This is a genomic window from Pseudomonas sp. CLCA07 (genome assembly GCF_053615335.1).
On the sequence record NZ_CM132131.1, the window covers coordinates 2,854,717 to 2,872,689 of the forward strand.

Below are 17,973 nucleotides of genomic sequence, written 5' to 3' on the forward strand. Positions count from 1 at the left end.
TATCCATCCTTTGCGTTAGAGAACGGGTTCGGGGTGCTCCCGCAACGCCGTCAGCAATGCCGCGGCGCTGGCGCCACGACAATCCACAACTGTTTGGGCCCCGGCAGCACGTGCCAGCTCGGCGACCCTGGGGCTTGGAACAAACAACGGCAACCGCGCCAATTGTGGCCAGGCAGCGCCGGCCAGTTGATGCAGATACTCAAAACCTTGCCCACTGCTGACCACCAGCCCGTTCAAGCGTTCCGCTTCGATCCGGTCAGGCAGTGCCGCCAGCGGGTAGTGAGGCAGGCCACGGCGGTACAACTCCAGATACTCGACACTAGCACCAAGCTCGCGCAAACGCTCAGCCAGGAGTTCGCGCCCGCCCTCCCCGCGCATGATCAACACTCGCGGATCGGGCCGGATGATAGCCTCGCGCAACTGCGCAAGCTCAAGCAATGCTTCGCTGTCATCACCTTCGGCTGGACAGATCACGTCCAGCCCGCCGTCTTCAAGGATTTGCGCGGTGGCGGCGCCTACACTGAACCACTTCAGCGCAGGGGGATTCGGCCAATACTGGCTGACCAGCTCGACGCCGATTCTGGCCGCGGGTTTACTGACCACGATCACCGCGCAAAAACGATCCAGCCTCTGAATCGCCGCGCACATTGTGTCAGAGACTGGAATCGGCTCGATTTCCAAAAGCGGCAAGCAGCTGCTGAATATCCCCGCTTGCGCAAGAATATCGCTCAGTGCCGCGGACTCATCCGCAGGGCGCGTCAGCAGCAAGCGCCAACCCGTCACTCGTGACCTGCCTCGCCATAAACCGCTTTCAGAATATCGTCAGCGCCCTGGCTCAAAAGGTCTTCGGCCACTTGTATGCCCAAGGATTCGGCGTCGGCGCGTGGCGCTCGGGCCTCGGCACTGAGCAACAGACCGCCACTTGGGTCACCGACCAGACCACGCAACCAGATCTGTTCGCCTTCCAGCACGGCATAGCAGGCGATCGGCACCTGGCAACCGCCATTCAAATGTTTGTTAAGCGCACGTTCGGCGGTCACGCGAGTGGCGGTGTCCTGATGATGCAACGGCGCCAACAAGGCATGAATTTCGCTGTCCGCCGTGCGGCATTCGATACCGACGGCGCCCTGGCCACCGGCCGGCAAGCTGTCGTCAACGCTGATCGCCGACGTAATGCGGTCTTCAAAGCCCAGGCGAATCAGGCCAGCGGCAGCGAGGATGATGGCGTCGTATTCACCGGCATCGAGCTTGGCCAGGCGCGTATTGACGTTGCCACGCAGGAAACGGATTTCCAGATCCGGATGGTGGGTCAGCAACTGTGCCTGACGACGCAGGCTGGAGGTACCGACGATGCTGCCCTTTGGCAATTCGTCCAGGCTGGCGTAGGTGTTGGAGACGAAAGCATCGCGCGGGTCTTCACGCTCGCAGATGCAAAACAGGCCGAGGTTTTCGGGGAAGTCCATCGGCACATCTTTCATGGAGTGCACAGCGATGTCGGCTTCGTTGTCCAGCAGCGCGGTTTCCAGTTCTTTGACGAACAGGCCCTTGCCGCCGATTTTCGACAGTGGCGAGTCCAGCAGCTTGTCGCCGCGACTGACCATGGGTACCAACGTCACGAGCAGACCGGGATGGGCCTCTTCCAGACGGGCTTTGACGTACTCGGCCTGCCATAGGGCCAGGGCACTTTTGCGGGTGGCGATGCGGATTTCGCGAGTGGACATGGATCAATCCGTACTGAATAGATACGGCGGATAATAACAGCTCAGCCAAATCCACTTTGACTTGTATCAGAAACTGCGTGGCCTCCCTGGCCTTGACGTCCTGCAAGCGGGTGTAAAATTCGCCGGTGAATGGCGGTTTAAAGCTGCTGCATCATCTTGCGCACGCCGGCCACATGCCGCCGGCTGACGATCAATGCGTCACCGTTCAAGCCTTTAAGGAACAGCTGGAAATGTCCCAGAGGTGTGCGCTGCAGGCGTTCGATGCGCTCGCGGGCGACCAGCGCGTTGCGGTGGATACGCACGAATCGGTCGCCAAACTCATCCTCAAGGGCCTTCAGCGGCTCATCCAGCAACACTTCGCCGCCTTCGTGGCGCAAGGTCACGTATTTGTGATCGGCAATGAAGTACACCACCTGATCCAACGGGATCAGCTCGATCCCCTTCCGGGTTCGCGCGCTGATGTGGCTACGGGGACCGCTGCCACTTTCGGCTGCGGGGCGTGTCAGGGCAGCGAGCTGGATACGGTTGGGTCGCTCGGCTTTCTTTAATGCTTCGTGAAGATGTTCAGTACGCACTGGTTTCACCACATAGCCTACGGCGCTGGCCTGTAAGGCTTCCACGGCAAATTCATCGGGTCCTGCACAAAACACCACCGCGGGCGGAGTTTCGCGTTCGCACAACCGCGCAGCCACTTGCAGGCCATCGAGGCCTGGCATGCGGATATCGAGCAGCACGATATCCGGCTTGTGACTGTCGATAAGAGCCAACGCCTCTTCGCCGTTCGTGGCGCTGGGCTCCAGGACACTGTATCCCTCGAGTTCGCCGACCATTCGGCTCAGGCGCTCGCGGGCCAAGGGTTCGTCATCAACGATCAGGACATTCATATTGCGCTGGATTCCTGCGTGAGTCTCGCACAAGGATAGCGTAGACAGGTGAAGTGACGTCCGTCACCGCGATCCACGCTAAGACTAGCGCGAGGGCCAAAAAGTGCCGCGAAATCGGCGGCTAAATTTTCAACTGCCGCGTGATCGGAGGCTCTGGCCCGCGTTAGCGAGGGATCGCCGTAGGGTTTGCCGATACACAATATGAACACCCCCTCTTCTTATAGTCGGTTGTTGCACCAAGAAGTGCGCGGATACTACTGTCCAACTGTAGACGGTTGCCGGGACGATATTGCTCAATTGACAAATATCGTTGCGCAATTTCGCAAAGACTTACCTTGAGTATGGACCGAGGTATAAGAAAAAAACGTATCGACCAGTGTCAGCGACAGGATTGGCAACCCTGTTATTATCCGCGACAGCTTTCAACGTCACTTTTCTCCAGCCGATACGAGCGAATTCATGAGCACTGACAAGACCAATCAGTCCTGGGGCGGCCGCTTCAGTGAACCCGTCGACGCCTTCGTCGCCCGCTTCACCGCCTCCGTCACTTTCGACCAGCGCCTGTATCGCCACGACATCATGGGCTCGATCGCCCACGCCAGCATGCTGGCCAAGGTCGGCGTGCTGACCGATGCCGAGCGCGACAGCATCATCGATGGCCTGAACACCATCCAGGGTGAAATCGAGGCCGGTCAATTCGACTGGCGCATCGACCTCGAAGACGTGCACATGAACATCGAGGCGCGCCTGACCGATCGCATCGGCGTCACCGGTAAGAAGCTGCACACCGGCCGCAGTCGTAACGATCAGGTTGCCACCGACATTCGCCTGTGGCTGCGTGACGAGATCGACCTGATCCTGGGCGAAATTACCCGCCTGCAAAAAGGCTTGCTGGAGCAGGCCGAGCGCGAAGCCGGCAGCATCATGCCCGGTTTCACCCACCTGCAAACCGCGCAGCCCGTGACCTTCGGGCACCACATGCTGGCCTGGTTCGAAATGCTCAGCCGCGACTACGAGCGTCTGGTCGACTGCCGCAAGCGCACCAACCGCATGCCATTAGGCAGCGCCGCGCTCGCCGGTACCACCTACCCGATCGACCGCGAATACACCGCGCAGCTGCTGGGCTTCGACGCCGTCGGCGGCAACTCGCTGGACAACGTGTCCGATCGTGACTTCGCCATCGAGTTCTGCTCGGCGGCAAGCATCGCGATGATGCACCTGTCGCGCTTCTCCGAAGAACTGGTGCTGTGGACCAGCGCGCAGTTCCAGTTCATCGATCTGCCGGACCGTTTCTGCACCGGCAGCTCGATCATGCCGCAAAAGAAAAATCCCGACGTGCCAGAACTGGTTCGCGGCAAGTCCGGCCGTGTCTTCGGCGCGCTGATGGGCTTGCTGACCTTGATGAAGGGTCAGCCGCTGGCCTACAACAAGGACAACCAGGAAGACAAGGAGCCGCTGTTCGACGCCGCCGATACCCTGCGCGACTCGCTGCGAGCCTTTGCCGACATGATCCCGGCGATCAAACCCAAGCACGCGATGATGCGCGAAGCGGCGTTGCGCGGGTTCTCCACCGCCACCGACCTGGCCGACTACCTGGTGCGCCGCGGCCTGCCATTCCGTGACTGCCACGAAATCGTTGGCCATGCGGTGAAGTACGGCGTGGAAAGCGGTAAGGACCTGGCGGAAATGAGCCTGGAAGAGCTGCGCAAATTCAGCGACCAGATTGATCAGGACGTGTTTGCCGTGCTGACCCTGGAAGGTTCGGTCAATGCGCGCAACCATATCGGCGGCACTGCGCCGGCACAGGTCAAGCTGGCAGTGGTTCGCGGTCAGGCACTGCTCGCCAGCCGCTAAAAGCTAAAAGCTTCGCGAGCAGACTCGCTCCCACAGGGGATCTTTGGTGTTCACAAAATCTGTGCTCACTGGAGATCCAATGTGGGAGCGAGCCTGCTCGCGATGACTGACTTCAGAACACTACAAATCTCACCTCTTGGACGCGATCATCGCCATAAACGCTGGCATCGCCGCCTCCCTGTCTGCCGCAATCTGCCGCACATTCGGATTGTCACCCAGACGCTCCAGCAATACCTTGGCCGCCGGCATCTCGGCCAACAAATCCAGGCCAAACAGCTTCTGCCCCACAGCACACGCCAGCGGCACGCTGTACAGGAAATACACATCCGCAATGCTCAGGCTGCTCCCCGCCACATAAGGAGCGAACTTGCCGTGCCGGGCCAACGAGGCAAACCCCAGCAGCAACTCGGCTTTGGTCCTTTCCTTGATCGCCTCCGGCACCTGCATGCCAAAAAACGCCTCGCCGTAGCACATGCGCCCCGGCAGCTCGATGTACAGCTCGATTTCCTTGGCCAACGCCAAGGTTTGCGCACGCTCGAAAGGGTCACTTGGGAGCAGCGGCGTGCCTTTCTGACTTTGCTCGATGTATTCGAGAATCACCGCGGTTTCGTTGATAAAACCATGCTCAGTGTGCAGCACTGGCACCTTGCCGCGCGGGCTGATGGCCAGCGCTTCTGCGGTAGTGCCACCATAAAACTGCACTTCTTCGAACGGCAGTCCCTTCTCGAGCAGTGCCAGTTTCACCATGTTGTAGTAGTTGCTGACGGAAAATCCATAAAGCTTGAACATCACATAGCCTCCAGGCCGTGCGGGGTTGGCAGTCCTGTTTTATAGAACGCCCAAGCGTTTCTTGCCAGCAGCATCACAGCGCTGAATGCAGGTAAACTGGCCGCCTTAACTTGAGGAGCCTGCCATGAGCGAGCCAACCCCCGGCATCAACAACGACGAAATCGACGAAGAAGAGTTCGCCGAAAACACTCTGATCGAAGCCATCGAAAACCAGATCGAAAGCGACAACCCGCCTGCGGCCAAGGCAACTTTCAATAAGCTGACGCTGGTCGGTTACGAGCGCGAGGAAATCCTCAACTTGATGGCCCACGTTTTAGCGGTAGAAATCGACGCGATCCTCGAAGAAGACCGCGCGTTCAATACTGAATGGTACGAAACAGCGCTGCGTGCGCTGCCGGAATTGCCACCAGAAAAGAAGTAAGCCAAAAGCTGGTAGGAGCAAGGTTTGCCCGCGATGAACGATGACACGATTCATCTGACAGATCGCGGTGCGACAATCGCGGGCAAGCCTTGCTCCTACAGCACCCCGCTGCCGCACCACTGCAGGGGAATGCTTCCCGAGGTGAAAAAACCCTGATGCAGGCACTGGACATGCCGCACAAGTGGGCTCACCTTAGGGGCGCTATCGTCCAATTCCTAGAAAGTCTGGAGTCCTTATGTCGCTTACCCCTGAGTTGGTTGCCGAACTGGAAGTCCTCGCACTCTTCAACCTGGACAGTTCCCAGGAAGGTCTGAAAATTCATCAGACCGCTGCCCCGAAACACATTGCCGCCGCCAAACGCCTTTTTGAAAAAGAACTGACCGATAAGCCTGATGGCGGTTACCTGACCAGCCTGGGTCGTGACGCCGCGCAAAATGTGCAATCCGTGCTGACTATTCTTAACGCCGAAGTAACAGCCTGAAGAACACCGCATCGCCCACGGAAACCCCTGCAACGGGATTTCCGCGGGCTAACCCGGTGACCCGCCGTCGACCCGCGATATAAATCTGACGTCAAAATCCAAATTCAGCTTAAAAGTGCCAGGCCCGAGGCGCTAAACTGCCCCTCATCCGCCGACCCCATTTCCGAGCCTCGCGAGCCGGTTTGAGCTGACATGACCCGCACCCATGAAATCCGCCCTGATCTGGACGAGGGAATCGACCGCAAGGTTCTCAGCCAACTGCGTGCACGCTTTCTAAAGCTTAATGAAGGTCGCATGGCCCGGGCCATGGAAGGGTTGTCGACCCGCCAGCAAACGGTGCTGACACTGCTACCGCTGTTTTTCCACGTCAATCATCCGTTATTGCCGGGGTATGTTTCCGGCAGCACGCCGGCCGGGCTGTCGAACTTCGAGCCGGGTGCCAATGCCCTCGCTGAAGCGCAACGCCTGACTCGCTCGTTCTCTTACAAACCGCGCCACGGCAGCAATCCGCCGCGACCGATCCACGGCCTGTTCCTGATGGGTAGCCTTGGCACGCTGGCTCAAGCCGATCAAAGCGACATGGACGTTTGGGTCTGTCATGCGCCGGACCTCAGCGAAAGCGAACTCGCTGAGCTGCGTAAAAAGTGCCAGCTACTGGAGATCTGGGCTGCCAGCCAGGGTGCCGAGGCGCATTTCTTCCTGATCGACCCAACGCGCTTCGTGCTTGGCGAGCGCGATTCCCGGTTGAGTTCCGAAGACTGCGGCACCACCCAGCACTACTTGCTGCTGGACGAGTTCTACCGCACCGCCATCTGGCTGGCTGGCCGCACACCCATCTGGTGGCTAGTGCCGGTCTACGAAGAATCAGCCTACGACCGATATACCCACACGCTCCTGTCTAAACGCTTCATTCGTGCCGATGAAAGCCTGGACCTGGGGCATCTGGCCTACATTCCTCCCGGCGAATTCATCGGCGCCGGGCTCTGGCAGTTGTTCAAGGGCATCGAGTCGCCCTACAAGTCGGTGCTCAAACTGCTGCTGACCGAGGTCTACGCCAGCGAACACCCGAAGGTTCATTGCCTGAGCCTGCGTTTCAAGCAAGCCGTGTTCGCCAATCAACTGGACCTCGACGAGCTGGACCCTTACATCGTGGTCTACCGGCGCATCGAGGAATACCTCATGGCTCGGGGCGAACCGGAACGGCTGGAATTGGTGCGCCGCGCGCTGTACCTGAAGGTCAATCGCAAACTCACTGGCAACAGCCGCACTCAAAGCTGGCAACGCTCATTGCTTGAGCGACTGGCTCAGGAATGGGAATGGGATCAACGGCAACTGGCGCTGCTCGATAGCCGCAGCCAATGGAAAGTGCGCCAGGTCAGCGCCGAACGCCGCGCGCTGGTCAACGAACTGAACTACAGCTACCGCTTCCTGACCCAGTTCGCCCGCACCGAACAGACCGTCAGCCTGATCAACAAGCGCGACCTCAACGTGTTGGGTCGCCGGCTGTACGCCGCCTTCGAGCGCAAGGCCGACAAGATCGAATTCATCAACCCCGGCATCGCCCCGGACCTGGCCGAAGACACGCTGACGCTGGTGCAGGCACCCAACAAGAAAGAGCCGGGGCAAACCCAATGGGATTTGTACAACGGCAGCCTGACTGCTCAGGAGTGGGAGCATTTCGCGCCGATCAAGCGCAGCCGCCAACTACTGGAACTCCTGACCTGGTGCCACCGCAATGGCGTGATCGACAGCAGCACGCGGCTCGCCCTGCACCCCGGAACCAGCGACCTGAGCGAGTTCGAACTGTTCAACCTGCTCGGCAGCCTGCAACAGAGCATCGCGCTGCCCCTGTCTACCGTCGCAGAGGAGCCTTTGCTGCGCGCCAGCGTACCGAGCGAGGTGCTGATTCTGGTGAACGTTGGCGTCGATCCGCTCAAGCACCATCGCGACTTGAACATCCTGATGACCACCGAGCGCACCGACTCCCTGAGCTATGCCGGGGTCCGCGAGAACCTGGTGCTGACGCTGGACCAGGTCACGCTCAACAGCTGGAACGAAGTGCTGGTCAGCCGCTACGACGGCCCTCACGCGTTGCTCGACTGCCTGAGCGCTTATCTCAACAATCTGCCGAGCGGACCACAGCAGCCCAAACTACGGGTTCGCTGTTTCTGCCATAACCGTGCGCAGTTCATTGCCCGACGGGTTGAAGAGGTGATCGACACCGCGCAGAACCTGCTGCTGAGCAACCTCAATCACCGTTACCTGATACAGGTCCAACAGCACTATCACGTGCTGGAGTTGGTGCCAGGCCAGGTTCATCACATCGCCATCGCCACCTTGCCGGCGCTGATCGATTACCTGGGGGAGGAACTGGCAGAGTACAGCCCGCTGCACCTGGACCCGATGGCGCTGGAAGACCTCGACCTCGCGCTGATCCTGCCGATGGGCCAGCCCGAGTGCATTCAGGTGTTCTACAGAATCAACGAGGATCAGGCCGACCTCTACGTTCTGGATGAATTCAATGCGCTGTGGCAACAACGCTTGCCCTGTCACGACGAACAAAGTCTGTTGGTGCCGCTGCAACGTTTCCTGCAATCGATCCAGTATCGGCGCGATGCCTTGTTGCCGATGGACGCCGCGCAGCCCTTGAGCCTGGACACGCTGTATTACCAACTGCTGCCGTCCGGCCCCGGGCGGGCGCGCCGGGTTGAAGTGCGGCCAGCGCCGCAAACGCCAGTCAACAAGCCGTTCTACGACGTGCAGGCGATCATCGGCAAAGCCGCACCGGGCAAGGTGCAGGTAACGTTGTATTGCAATCAGCGAGAGTTTTCAGAGCTCGAGCATGGCGACCAACTGTTTAGCGTGGTCGCGCAAGAAATCGTCGAGCAGCGTCGCGAAACGGAACGCTATCGCTGCTACATCACCGACCTGGACCTCTCGGGCCTGATCGGTGACGGTCAGAGTTCCAGCAATCTGTACCTGCGCTACAAGGCCGACCTGGAGCGCTCGTTGAACGAGGCGCTCGAACAGGTCTGAGGGGCGTTATTCCGGGAATTCGCCGCCATTGGCCGGCTGTGATTCGACTTCCAGCAACGTCAGCTTGAGAGTCTTGCCGCCCGGTGCCGGCCAGTCGATGTGCTGACCGACCTTGAGACCCAGCAACGCACTGCCGACCGGCGCCAGAATGGAAATCTTGCCTTCGTCGGCGTTGGCATTCTTGGGATAAACCAAGGTCAAGTGATAGTCCTTGCCACTGCTTTCTTCACGGCAATGCACACGGGAGTTCATGGTCACGACATCGGCAGGCACTTCGTCGTGACCGACCACGGTATCGGCGCGATCCAGTTCGGTTTGCAGCGCGATTACGCCCGGCAGCGTGTCATCCAGGCTGTCGATCAGGCGCTCCAGACGTTGCACGTCCAGACGAGTAAGGGTGATGGAAGGTGCGGTCATGATTGAGGCAGACTCCTTTCTTCTGCGCAGAAAAAGCAAAACCCCGCCAGAAAAAGACGGGGTTTTCACGGAGCCTCGATGGGTTGAGGCGTTTCTGGACACTATCACAGCTCAATAAATATACAAGTCAGGCGCGACCACGGTGCCGACAGGTGGAAATTGTAAATGGCACAGAGAGACCTTGTGGGAGCAAGCTCGTTCCTACAGGGGTTATGCGTCAGACGCAGGATTTGCGCAGGGCGGCCTGCGCACAAATAACGCGCCGCCGTTCATCATCCGCCGAGCGCCATTCGCGGATGTCTTCGACATGGCGAAAACACCCCAGGCAAACCTTTTGCTCGTCCAGCCGGCACACACCACTGCACGGCGAAGGCACCGCCGGGCTGACATTACTGTAGAGCGGCTTGGGCGGGCGAACGACGGCAGGCTCGGTCACAATCTCACAGACCTTCGAAATCGAGTTCGACGTCAGCTTGCTGCTTGACGATGCGCTCGAGCATTTCGCCCAGCTGCTCTTCGCTCTTGTCGCACATCCAGCGCTCGCTCTCTTCGTCATAGTCGAAGTGGAAACCACCGGAGACAGCTGCCAGCCACAGCTGACGCAGCGGTTCCTGTCGACTGAAGATCAACTGGCTGCCGTTTTCGAATTTCACGGTCAGCACACCGGCCGAGCTTTCCAGATCAATATCCAGGCCACTGTCGTCGAAAATATCTTCCAGCATCTGCTGGGTGGCATCGACCAGATCGTGGAAACGGGCTTCGGTCAAACTCATTGCGGCAACCTCAAAAAGTGTCTGTTCTCGCTCAAGCGCCGCAAGATACGGGCGAGCCCCGGTGATTGCAAAGGATAACGACCCAGCGTCGATATAGGTACACCTGTAGGAGCGGCGATGCGGCAACCCGACTTGCCCGCGAAAAGACCGGCACATTCAATATCTTTGTTGACTGAACTATCGCTTTCGCGGGCAAGCCCGCTCCTACAGGGATTGTGCATGGCTGACCAGCATCGTGCGAAGCCCCGCCGGACGGGAGCCCCATCGCATAGGCAAGCTGTCGGGTGGCCGGTATACTCCGGCGCAATTAACGCATTTTCAAGGATTTCGCCATGAAGCGCCTGATCTCGTCCTTTGCTGCGCTCGCTTCGCTCGTCGCTTTTGCCTGCTTATTATCGGCCTGTGGTCAAAAAGGCCCGCTGTATTTGCCAGACGAAAACCTGGACCCTGTCGAGCAGGCCAAGTCGTCGCAGCAGCAGCCTGCATCCAAAGCACACAAGCACGACGTCTACCAATAAGGGAACGACATGGACGCTTTTAATTACCGTGGCGGTGAGCTGTTCGCGGAAGGTGTGGCCCTGTCTGCCATCGCCGAACGTTTCGGCACACCGACCTACGTCTACTCCCGCGCGCACATCGAAGCTCAGTATCTGGCATACGCCGATGCACTGGCCGGCATGCCGCATCTGGTTTGCTTTGCAGTCAAGGCCAACTCCAACCTGGGTGTGCTGAATGTCCTGGCGCGATTGGGCGCCGGTTTTGACATCGTTTCCCGTGGCGAGCTGGAGCGTGTTCTGGCCGCTGGCGGCAGCGCTGACAAGATTGTGTTCTCCGGTGTCGGCAAGACCCGTGACGACATGCGTCGCGCCCTGGAAGTCGGCGTGCACTGCTTTAACGTCGAATCCACCGATGAGCTGGAACGCCTGCAAGTGGTTGCCGCCGAGCTGGGCGTTCGCGCACCGATCTCGCTACGCGTGAACCCGGACGTTGATGCCGGCACGCACCCGTACATTTCCACCGGTCTCAAAGAGAACAAGTTCGGCATCGCCATTGCTGACGCGGAAGACGTGTACGTCCGTGCCGCGCAGCTGCCGAACCTGGAAATCCTCGGTGTCGATTGCCACATCGGTTCGCAACTGACCACCTTGCCCCCGTTCATCGATGCCCTCGACCGCCTGCTGGGCCTGGTCGACCGCCTCGGCGATTGCGGCATTTACCTGCGCCACATCGATCTCGGTGGAGGCTTGGGTGTGCGTTACCGCGATGAAGAGCCGCCATTGGCTGGCGACTACATCAAGGCTGTGCGCGAGCGTCTCGATGGTCGTGATCTGGCGCTGGTGTTCGAACCGGGCCGCTTCATCGTGGCCAACGCCGGCGTGCTGCTGACGCAAGTCGAATACCTCAAGCACACCGAACACAAAGACTTCGCCATCGTCGATGCGGCCATGAATGACTTGATCCGTCCGGCGCTGTATCAGGCCTGGATGGACGTCACCGCTGTGCGCCCGCGTGATACGGCGGCGCGTGCCTACGACATCGTCGGCCCTATCTGCGAAACCGGCGACTTCCTGGCCAAGGACCGTCAGCTGGCCCTGGAAGAAGGCGACCTGCTGGCCGTGCATTCGGCCGGCGCCTATGGGTTTGTCATGAGTTCCAACTACAACACCCGCGGCCGCGCCGCTGAAGTGTTGGTGGACGGTGATCAGGCAGTTGAAGTGCGTCGCCGTGAGACGGTAGCCGAGTTGTTTGCTGGCGAAAGCCTGCTGCCGGAGTAACCCCATGCTGCTGCGTTTTACCAAGATGCACGGCCTGGGCAATGACTTCATGGTCCTCGACCTGGTCAGCCAGCACGCGCATATTCTGCCCAAGCACGCCAAGCAATGGGGCGACCGGCACACTGGCATCGGTTTTGACCAGCTGCTGATCGTCGAAGCGCCGAGCAACCCGGACGTGGATTTCCGTTATCGGATCTTCAATTCCGACGGCTCCGAAGTGGAACAGTGCGGCAACGGTGCGCGCTGTTTCGCCCGCTTCGTACTCGACAAACGCCTGACCGCAAAACGGCAGATACGCGTCGAAACCAAAAGCGGCATTATCGAACTCGATGTGCGTAGCGACGGCCAGATCAGCGTCAACATGGGCGCACCGCGCCTGGTGCCAGCCGACATTCCGTTTGTTGCCCCGGAACAGGCACTGAGCTATCCGGTTGACGTCGATGGCACCCCGGTCGAACTGGCCGCCGTGTCCATGGGCAACCCCCATGCCGTGCTGCGGGTCAGCGACATCAACAATGCGCCGGTGCATGAACTGGGTCCGAAAATCGAACACCACTCGCGCTTCCCGGCGCGGGTCAACGTCGGTTTTCTCCAGGTCATCGACCGGAGCCGTGCGCAGTTGCGCGTCTGGGAACGTGGTGCCGGGGAAACCCAGGCCTGCGGAACCGGTGCCTGCGCAGCCGCAGTGGCCGCGATCAGCCAGGGGTGGATGGATTCGCCGCTATTGATCGACCTGCCTGGCGGGCGCTTGTCCATTGAGTGGGCAGGCCCTGGCCAACCGGTCATGATGACCGGCCCGGCAGTACGCGTATATGAAGGACAAGTGCGTCTTTGAGTGAGCGAAATCCATGACCGACAAGCCCCAGGTTCCCGCCCTGCAGCCCGACGAGCCCCCGTCCGAAAGCCTTGAGGCGGCGGCGATTGCCGCGTACCTGGAGGCTCATCCGGATTTCTTCGTCGATCACGAAGAACTGCTTCCGGCCATGCGCATTCCACACCGACGCGGCGATACCGTTTCGCTGGTCGAACGCCAGATGACCATCCTGCGCGACCGCAACATCGAGCTGCGTCATCGCCTCTCGCACCTGATGGACGTGGCCCGCGACAACGACCGACTTTTCGATAAGACCCGCCGCCTTATTCTCGCGCTGATGGACGCCACCAGCCTGGAAGACGTGGTGATCAGCGTCGAAGACAGCTTGCGCCAGGACTTTCAGGTGCCCTTTGTCAGCCTGATTCTGCTGGGTGACAACCCGATGCCGGTGGGTCGCTGGGTCACTCACGCCGAAGCGCAAACGGCCATCGGCGGCTTGCTTACGGAAGACAAAAGCGTCAGCGGCAGCCTGCGTGAACACGAACTGGACTTCCTGTTCGGCGAAGAACAGCGCAAGCAAATCGGCTCCACCGCCGTCGTCGTGATCAGCCACCAAGGTATTCACGGCATCCTGGCCATCGCCAGCCGTGATCCGCAGCACTACAAAAGCTCGGTCGGCACCCTGTTCCTGAGTTACATCGCCGAAGTCATGGGCCGCGTGCTGCCACGGGTCAACAGCTCCCTGCGCTCGGTACGCTGAGCATGGAACGGCAACTGGACGCTTACTGCGAACACCTGCGCAGTGAGCGACAGGTGTCGCCTCACACGCTGTACGCCTACCGCCGCGACCTCGACAAGGTGCTGGGCTGGTGCGCCAAACAGAACATCGACAGCTGGGCCGCTCTGGACATCCAGCGCCTGCGCAGCCTGATAGCCCGCCTGCATTCACAAGGTCAATCATCCCGCAGCCTGGCGCGACTGCTATCAGCGGTGCGCGGGCTTTATCACTATCTGAATCGCGAAGGCCTTTGCGACCACGACCCGGCCAATGGCCTGGCGCCGCCCAAGGGTGAGCGCCGCCTGCCGAAAACCCTCGACACCGACCGCGCATTGCAACTGCTGGAAGGCGCGGTCGAGGATGATTTCCTGGCGCGGCGGGATCAGGCGATTCTGGAGTTGTTCTACTCCTCTGGCCTGCGCCTTTCAGAACTGACCGGGCTCAATCTGGATCAGCTGGATCTGGCCGACGGCATGGTTCAAGTGCTGGGCAAGGGCAGCAAAACCCGTCTGTTGCCGGTCGGCAAAAAAGCGCGCGAAGCGCTGGAACTGTGGTTGCCGCTGCGGGCCATGACCAACCCGGCTGACGACGCTGTATTCGTCAGCCAGCAAGGCCGGCGCCTCGGCCCACGAGCCATTCAGGTTCGGGTCAAAGCCGCTGGCGAGCGTGAGCTGGGGCAAAATCTGCACCCGCACATGCTACGACACTCCTTTGCCAGCCACTTGCTGGAATCCTCGCAAGACTTGCGCGCGGTGCAGGAATTGCTCGGCCACTCAGACATCAAGACCACCCAGATCTACACCCACCTGGACTTCCAGCACCTGGCCACGGTTTACGACAGCGCCCATCCACGGGCCAAACGCATTAAAGGCGATGACTCATGACCATCCAATTGATCACCTTCGACCTCGACGACACCCTGTGGGACACCGCCCCGGTGATCCTCAGCGCCGAAGCCGTACTGCGTGAATGGCTGACCGAGCATGCGCCGAACCTTGGGGGCGTGCCTGTAGAGCATTTGTGGGCCATTCGGGAGCGGATCCTGAGCAACGAGCCGGGGCTCAAGCATCGCATCAGCGCATTGCGCCGTCGGGTGTTGTTCCATGCGCTGGAAGAGGCCGGTTACGACCACGGCCAGGCAACCGAACTCGCCGAAAAAAGCTTTGAAGTGTTTTTGCATGCGCGGCATCAGATCGAAGTGTTCCCCGAAGTCGAGCCGACCCTGATAACACTGGCCAAGCACTACGCCTTGGGCGTGATCACCAACGGCAACGCCGATGTACGCCGGTTAGGGCTGGCGGATTACTTCAAGTTTGCGCTGTGCGCCGAAGATATCGGCATCGCCAAACCGGACGCACGCTTGTTTCATGAGGCGTTGCAACGGGGTGGGGCGACGGCGGAAACGGCCGTGCACATCGGCGATCATCCGGGCGATGACATTGCCGGGGCGCAGCAGGCAGGCTTGCGGGCGGTCTGGTTTAACCCGCAAGGCAAGTTGTGGGAAGCTGATCGCCTGCCTGACGCGGAGATTCGCAGCCTGACCGAATTGCCGGCGTTGTTGGCCCTCTGGAATTCCCAGCACTGACCTTGAATTCACACACCGCCCTTGTAGGAGCCGAGCTTGCTCCGGGCGGCGTTCCGACGATGGGGGCATGACATTCAGAATTTATATCGACTGGCACACCGCAATCGTCGGAACGCCGCCCGGAGCAAGCTCAGCTCCTACAGGGTTGCGTCAGGCCCCAAGGCTTTTGTTCCGACCATGAAAAAGCCCGCAGCGACGGCGGGCTTTTTCAGCAAGCAAGGGCAGACGCTTAGATAGGCCGGCTGCCGTACTTGTTATCAGGCTTCTTGGGAGGGTCGGCGACCACATTGGCCTCCACTTCCTGCACCTTGCCGCCTTTGGCCAAAAACTCTTCCATGGCCCGCGCGAGTGCATCGCGTTCCTTGTTCTTGGCTTCAACGCTCGGCAGCTCATCGACCGACACCGCAGCCTTGGCTTTGCCTTTGGTGGTCGGAACAGGCGCTTCACCACCATCGTCTTCAGCGACGTCTTCGGCCGCTGCTTCCAGACCTTCTTCGGTTTCGTCGTCGTCGCCTACTTCGAGGTCGTCGTTTTCCAGATCATCGTCGCTCATGTTCTACCTCATGACTTGCGAAAAGCAGATTAGTTATAGCCCAGCTTCACCGTCTGTCGACAGTCGCCGGAAAAATTCAATAACCGCCGGTGACCAGCGGTTCATGCCTCTTCACCGTGTAGGGTGGCGAGGACTTTACGGGCACCGCCAAAATCACGGTGCTCGCCCAGATAAACACCTTGCCAGGTCCCCAGCGCCAGTCGGCCTGCCGAGATCGGCAAACTGAGCTGACAGCCAAGCACGCTGGCCTTGAAGTGCGCAGGGAGGTCGTCCAGGCCTTCGTCGTTATGCTCATAGCCGTCTGTTCCTTGTGGGATCAGACGATTGAAAAATCGTTCGAAGTCGCGACGTACCGCCGGATCGGCGTTCTCGTTGATGGTCAACGACGCCGAGGTATGCTGCAGCCACAAATGCAACAGACCGACCCGACACGCCTTGAGTTCAGGCAAGCCGGCGAGTAACTCGTCCGTTACCAGATGAAAGCCCCGGGGCCGAGCCCGCAGGGTAATCAGAGTCTGTTGCCACATAGAGTTCTCCGCACCTTCGGGGCGCATTCTAGCGCGCTCTGGGAAAAAACAAAGGCCCTAATATTCCTTCAGTGATGTAAGCCATTGGCCGCAGAAAAACGCCCGTCGTAAACGCCCCTGAACGTGTACGAAAAAACCTTTCAGCAGTTCCTTCACTGACAAACACCAGACAAAAAAATGCCCGGCAAGCCGGGCAAGTTTTTTATGCGCGTCTTACAAGTTGTAGCCGCGCTCGTTATGAAGTGCCAGGTCGATGCCGACAGCCTCTTCTTCTTCCGTGATCCGCAGGCCCATGACGGCGTCCAGGACCTTGAGAATGATGAAGGTGACGATCGCGGTGTAGATCACCGTGAAGCCCACGCCTTTGCACTGAATCCAGACTTGTGCGGCAATGTCGGTGACGGTGCCGAAGCCACCCAGGGATGGCGCAGCGAACACGCCGGTCAGGATCGCGCCGAGGATACCGCCGATACCGTGTACACCGAACGCGTCCAGGGAATCGTCATAACCGAGTTTGCGCTTCAGCGTCGTGGCACAGAAGAAGCACACCACGCCGGCCGCCAGGCCGATGACCAGCGCGCCCATCGGGCCCACGGTGCCAGCAGCGGGAGTGATTGCTACCAGACCGGCAACAACACCCGAGGCGATACCCAATGCGCTCGGTTTGCCATGAGTGATCCACTCGGCGAACATCCAGCCCAATGCCGCAGCGCCGGTTGCGATCTGGGTCACCAGCATCGCCATGCCGGCCGTGCCGTTGGCCGCAGCAGCGGAGCCGGCGTTGAAGCCGAACCAGCCGACCCACAACATCGCGGCGCCCATCAGGGTGTAACCGAGGTTGTGCGGAGCCATCGGGGTGGTCGGGAAGCCTTTGCGCTTGCCCAGTACCAGGCAGGCAACCAGTCCGGCCACACCGGCGTTGATGTGCACCACGGTGCCGCCGGCGAAGTCGAGCACGCCCCAGTCCCACAACAGACCGCCGTTACCGGACCAGACCATGTGTGCAATCGGTGCGTAAACCAGGGTGAACCACACACCCATGAAGATCAGCATGGCGGAGAACTTCATCCGCTCGGCGAAGGCACCGACGATCAGCGCAGGGGTGATGATGGCGAAGGTCATCTGGAAGGTGATGAACACCGCCTCAGGGAACAGCGCCGCAGGACCGGTCAGGCTCGATGGCGTGACGCCGGCGAGGAATGCCTTGCCCATGCCGCCGACGAACGAATTGAAGTTGACGACGCCCTGCTCCATGCCAGTCGTGTCGAACGCGATGCTGTAGCCATAAATGACCCACAGGACGCTGATCAGACCAGTAATGGCGAAGCACTGCATCATCACGGAAAGAATGTTTTTGGACCGCACCATGCCGCCGTAGAACAGCGCGAGGCCAGGAATAGTCATGAACAGCACAAGGGCTGTCGAGGTCATCATCCAGGCGGTATCGCCGGAGTTTAGGACTGGGGCCGCCACTTCGTCTGCCGCCATAGCCAAGCCGGGCATTACGAGGGACAACAGGGCTCCTAGCCCTGCGAATTTACGCAGAGTCATATTGTTTTCTCCTG

The 17,973-nt window shown here is 59.9% G+C and carries 20 protein-coding genes and 1 pseudogene; 10 read left to right on the top strand and 11 right to left on the bottom strand.

Annotated features, from left to right (window positions below; genetic code table 11):
* Positions 1-15 precede the first annotated feature (15 nt).
* From ACWGZX_RS13225 to ACWGZX_RS13240, 4 genes and pseudogenes are all read right to left on the bottom strand, one after another.
* Positions 16-783, bottom strand: coding sequence for a uroporphyrinogen-III synthase (locus tag ACWGZX_RS13225; RefSeq protein WP_452628610.1), 768 nt, complete (start codon positions 781-783; stop codon positions 16-18).
* On the bottom strand, positions 780-1,721 hold the full coding sequence (hemC, locus tag ACWGZX_RS13230; RefSeq protein WP_452628611.1) for a hydroxymethylbilane synthase: 942 nt from the start codon (positions 1,719-1,721) through the stop codon (positions 780-782). The genes ACWGZX_RS13225 and hemC overlap by 4 nt, the downstream gene beginning before the upstream one ends.
* Positions 1,722-1,858: 137 nt before the next feature.
* Complete coding sequence (locus ACWGZX_RS13235; protein ID WP_007942384.1) at positions 1,859-2,605, bottom strand: LytR/AlgR family response regulator transcription factor; 747 nt, start codon at positions 2,603-2,605, stop codon at positions 1,859-1,861.
* A pseudogene (locus tag ACWGZX_RS13240) lies at positions 2,602-2,718 on the bottom strand (sensor histidine kinase); the annotation flags it as partial. The pseudogene ACWGZX_RS13240 and the gene ACWGZX_RS13235, both read right to left, overlap by 4 nt.
* A 346-nt stretch (positions 2,719-3,064) precedes the next feature.
* Here ACWGZX_RS13240 and argH point away from each other — a divergent pair.
* Positions 3,065-4,459, top strand: a complete 1,395-nt coding sequence (gene argH, locus ACWGZX_RS13245; protein WP_223517772.1) for an argininosuccinate lyase — start codon at positions 3,065-3,067, stop codon at positions 4,457-4,459.
* Positions 4,460-4,588: 129 nt separating this feature from the next.
* On the opposite strand, the gene ACWGZX_RS13250 is transcribed toward argH, so the two are convergent.
* Positions 4,589-5,248, bottom strand: coding sequence for a glutathione S-transferase family protein (locus ACWGZX_RS13250; protein WP_452628612.1), 660 nt, complete (start codon positions 5,246-5,248; stop codon positions 4,589-4,591).
* A gap of 124 nt (positions 5,249-5,372) precedes the next feature.
* On the opposite strand from ACWGZX_RS13250, the gene ACWGZX_RS13255 reads away from it, so the two are divergent.
* The 3 genes from ACWGZX_RS13255 to ACWGZX_RS13265 all read left to right on the top strand — a co-directional run bounded on the left by ACWGZX_RS13255 (position 5,373) and on the right by ACWGZX_RS13265 (position 9,186).
* The gene (locus ACWGZX_RS13255) at positions 5,373-5,669 is read left to right on the top strand and encodes a hypothetical protein (RefSeq protein ID WP_223517769.1); all 297 of its coding nucleotides are present in this window, start codon (positions 5,373-5,375) and stop codon (positions 5,667-5,669) included.
* Positions 5,670-5,904: 235 nt separating this feature from the next.
* On the top strand, positions 5,905-6,150 hold the full coding sequence (locus tag ACWGZX_RS13260) for a TIGR02647 family protein (RefSeq protein WP_452628613.1): 246 nt from the start codon (positions 5,905-5,907) through the stop codon (positions 6,148-6,150).
* A 192-nt stretch (positions 6,151-6,342) separates the two neighbouring features.
* Positions 6,343-9,186: a class I adenylate cyclase gene (locus ACWGZX_RS13265; protein ID WP_452628614.1), complete on the top strand. Its 2,844-nt coding sequence runs from the start codon at positions 6,343-6,345 to the stop codon at positions 9,184-9,186.
* A gap of 6 nt (positions 9,187-9,192) precedes the next feature.
* Here the strand turns inward: ACWGZX_RS13265 and rnk are convergent, their stop codons facing one another.
* From rnk to cyaY, 3 genes are all read right to left on the bottom strand, one after another.
* Entirely contained in the window at positions 9,193-9,603 is a 411-nt protein-coding gene (gene rnk / locus ACWGZX_RS13270) for a nucleoside diphosphate kinase regulator (protein WP_452628615.1), read from the bottom strand.
* 217 nt (positions 9,604-9,820) lie between these two features.
* Entirely contained in the window at positions 9,821-10,039 is a 219-nt protein-coding gene (locus ACWGZX_RS13275) for a DUF1289 domain-containing protein (protein ID WP_452628616.1), read from the bottom strand.
* Positions 10,040-10,043: 4 nt separating this feature from the next.
* The gene (cyaY, locus tag ACWGZX_RS13280; RefSeq protein WP_452628617.1) at positions 10,044-10,376 is read right to left on the bottom strand and encodes an iron donor protein CyaY; all 333 of its coding nucleotides are present in this window, start codon (positions 10,374-10,376) and stop codon (positions 10,044-10,046) included.
* Between the two features lie 332 nt (positions 10,377-10,708).
* Here cyaY and lptM point away from each other — a divergent pair, with 332 nt between their 5' ends.
* From lptM to ACWGZX_RS13310, 6 genes are read left to right on the top strand one after another with little or no spacing between them, the layout of a single operon-like run.
* The gene (gene lptM / locus ACWGZX_RS13285) at positions 10,709-10,894 is read left to right on the top strand and encodes an LPS translocon maturation chaperone LptM (protein ID WP_223517756.1); all 186 of its coding nucleotides are present in this window, start codon (positions 10,709-10,711) and stop codon (positions 10,892-10,894) included.
* A gap of 9 nt (positions 10,895-10,903) precedes the next feature.
* Entirely contained in the window at positions 10,904-12,151 is a 1,248-nt protein-coding gene (gene lysA / locus ACWGZX_RS13290; RefSeq protein ID WP_007942375.1) for a diaminopimelate decarboxylase, read from the top strand.
* A gap of 4 nt (positions 12,152-12,155) precedes the next feature.
* Positions 12,156-12,986, top strand: coding sequence for a diaminopimelate epimerase (gene dapF / locus ACWGZX_RS13295; RefSeq protein WP_452628618.1), 831 nt, complete (start codon positions 12,156-12,158; stop codon positions 12,984-12,986).
* Between the two features lie 13 nt (positions 12,987-12,999).
* Entirely contained in the window at positions 13,000-13,725 is a 726-nt protein-coding gene (locus ACWGZX_RS13300) for a DUF484 family protein (protein ID WP_452628619.1), read from the top strand.
* A 2-nt stretch (positions 13,726-13,727) separates the two neighbouring features.
* Positions 13,728-14,627 (top strand): tyrosine recombinase XerC, encoded by a 900-nt coding sequence (gene xerC / locus ACWGZX_RS13305; RefSeq protein ID WP_452628620.1) that lies wholly within the window; start codon positions 13,728-13,730, stop codon positions 14,625-14,627.
* The gene (locus ACWGZX_RS13310; RefSeq protein ID WP_452628621.1) at positions 14,624-15,328 is read left to right on the top strand and encodes an HAD family hydrolase; all 705 of its coding nucleotides are present in this window, start codon (positions 14,624-14,626) and stop codon (positions 15,326-15,328) included. The genes xerC and ACWGZX_RS13310 overlap by 4 nt, the downstream gene beginning before the upstream one ends.
* 229 nt (positions 15,329-15,557) lie before the next feature.
* On the opposite strand, the gene sutA is transcribed toward ACWGZX_RS13310, so the two are convergent.
* The 3 genes from sutA to ACWGZX_RS13325 all read right to left on the bottom strand — a co-directional run bounded on the left by sutA (position 15,558) and on the right by ACWGZX_RS13325 (position 17,959).
* Positions 15,558-15,881 (bottom strand): transcriptional regulator SutA, encoded by a 324-nt coding sequence (sutA, locus tag ACWGZX_RS13315; RefSeq protein WP_452628622.1) that lies wholly within the window; start codon positions 15,879-15,881, stop codon positions 15,558-15,560.
* A gap of 101 nt (positions 15,882-15,982) precedes the next feature.
* Positions 15,983-16,408 (bottom strand): secondary thiamine-phosphate synthase enzyme YjbQ, encoded by a 426-nt coding sequence (locus ACWGZX_RS13320; protein WP_452628623.1) that lies wholly within the window; start codon positions 16,406-16,408, stop codon positions 15,983-15,985.
* Positions 16,409-16,621: 213 nt separating this feature from the next.
* The gene (locus ACWGZX_RS13325; RefSeq protein WP_452628624.1) at positions 16,622-17,959 is read right to left on the bottom strand and encodes an ammonium transporter; all 1,338 of its coding nucleotides are present in this window, start codon (positions 17,957-17,959) and stop codon (positions 16,622-16,624) included.
* Positions 17,960-17,973 lie beyond the last annotated feature (14 nt).

What these genes read in the sequence shown, in the direction of transcription:
- hemC (WP_452628611.1), bottom strand. Translation starts at nt 1,721, where the DNA reads ATGTCCACTCGCGAAATCCGCATCGCCACCCGCAAAAGTGCCCTGGCC.
- ACWGZX_RS13235 (WP_007942384.1), bottom strand. Translation starts at nt 2,605, where the DNA reads ATGAATGTCCTGATCGTTGATGACGAACCCTTGGCCCGCGAGCGCCTG.
- argH (WP_223517772.1), top strand. Translation starts at nt 3,065, where the DNA reads ATGAGCACTGACAAGACCAATCAGTCCTGGGGCGGCCGCTTCAGTGAA.
- ACWGZX_RS13250 (WP_452628612.1), bottom strand. Translation starts at nt 5,248, where the DNA reads ATGTTCAAGCTTTATGGATTTTCCGTCAGCAACTACTACAACATGGTG.
- ACWGZX_RS13255 (WP_223517769.1), top strand. Translation starts at nt 5,373, where the DNA reads ATGAGCGAGCCAACCCCCGGCATCAACAACGACGAAATCGACGAAGAA.
- ACWGZX_RS13260 (WP_452628613.1), top strand. Translation starts at nt 5,905, where the DNA reads ATGTCGCTTACCCCTGAGTTGGTTGCCGAACTGGAAGTCCTCGCACTC.
- ACWGZX_RS13265 (WP_452628614.1), top strand. Translation starts at nt 6,343, where the DNA reads ATGACCCGCACCCATGAAATCCGCCCTGATCTGGACGAGGGAATCGAC.
- rnk (WP_452628615.1), bottom strand. Translation starts at nt 9,603, where the DNA reads ATGACCGCACCTTCCATCACCCTTACTCGTCTGGACGTGCAACGTCTG.
- cyaY (WP_452628617.1), bottom strand. Translation starts at nt 10,376, where the DNA reads ATGAGTTTGACCGAAGCCCGTTTCCACGATCTGGTCGATGCCACCCAG.
- lptM (WP_223517756.1), top strand. Translation starts at nt 10,709, where the DNA reads ATGAAGCGCCTGATCTCGTCCTTTGCTGCGCTCGCTTCGCTCGTCGCT.
- lysA (WP_007942375.1), top strand. Translation starts at nt 10,904, where the DNA reads ATGGACGCTTTTAATTACCGTGGCGGTGAGCTGTTCGCGGAAGGTGTG.
- dapF (WP_452628618.1), top strand. Translation starts at nt 12,156, where the DNA reads ATGCTGCTGCGTTTTACCAAGATGCACGGCCTGGGCAATGACTTCATG.
- ACWGZX_RS13300 (WP_452628619.1), top strand. Translation starts at nt 13,000, where the DNA reads ATGACCGACAAGCCCCAGGTTCCCGCCCTGCAGCCCGACGAGCCCCCG.
- xerC (WP_452628620.1), top strand. Translation starts at nt 13,728, where the DNA reads ATGGAACGGCAACTGGACGCTTACTGCGAACACCTGCGCAGTGAGCGA.
- ACWGZX_RS13310 (WP_452628621.1), top strand. Translation starts at nt 14,624, where the DNA reads ATGACCATCCAATTGATCACCTTCGACCTCGACGACACCCTGTGGGAC.
- sutA (WP_452628622.1), bottom strand. Translation starts at nt 15,881, where the DNA reads ATGAGCGACGATGATCTGGAAAACGACGACCTCGAAGTAGGCGACGAC.
- ACWGZX_RS13320 (WP_452628623.1), bottom strand. Translation starts at nt 16,408, where the DNA reads ATGTGGCAACAGACTCTGATTACCCTGCGGGCTCGGCCCCGGGGCTTT.
- ACWGZX_RS13325 (WP_452628624.1), bottom strand. Translation starts at nt 17,959, where the DNA reads ATGACTCTGCGTAAATTCGCAGGGCTAGGAGCCCTGTTGTCCCTCGTA.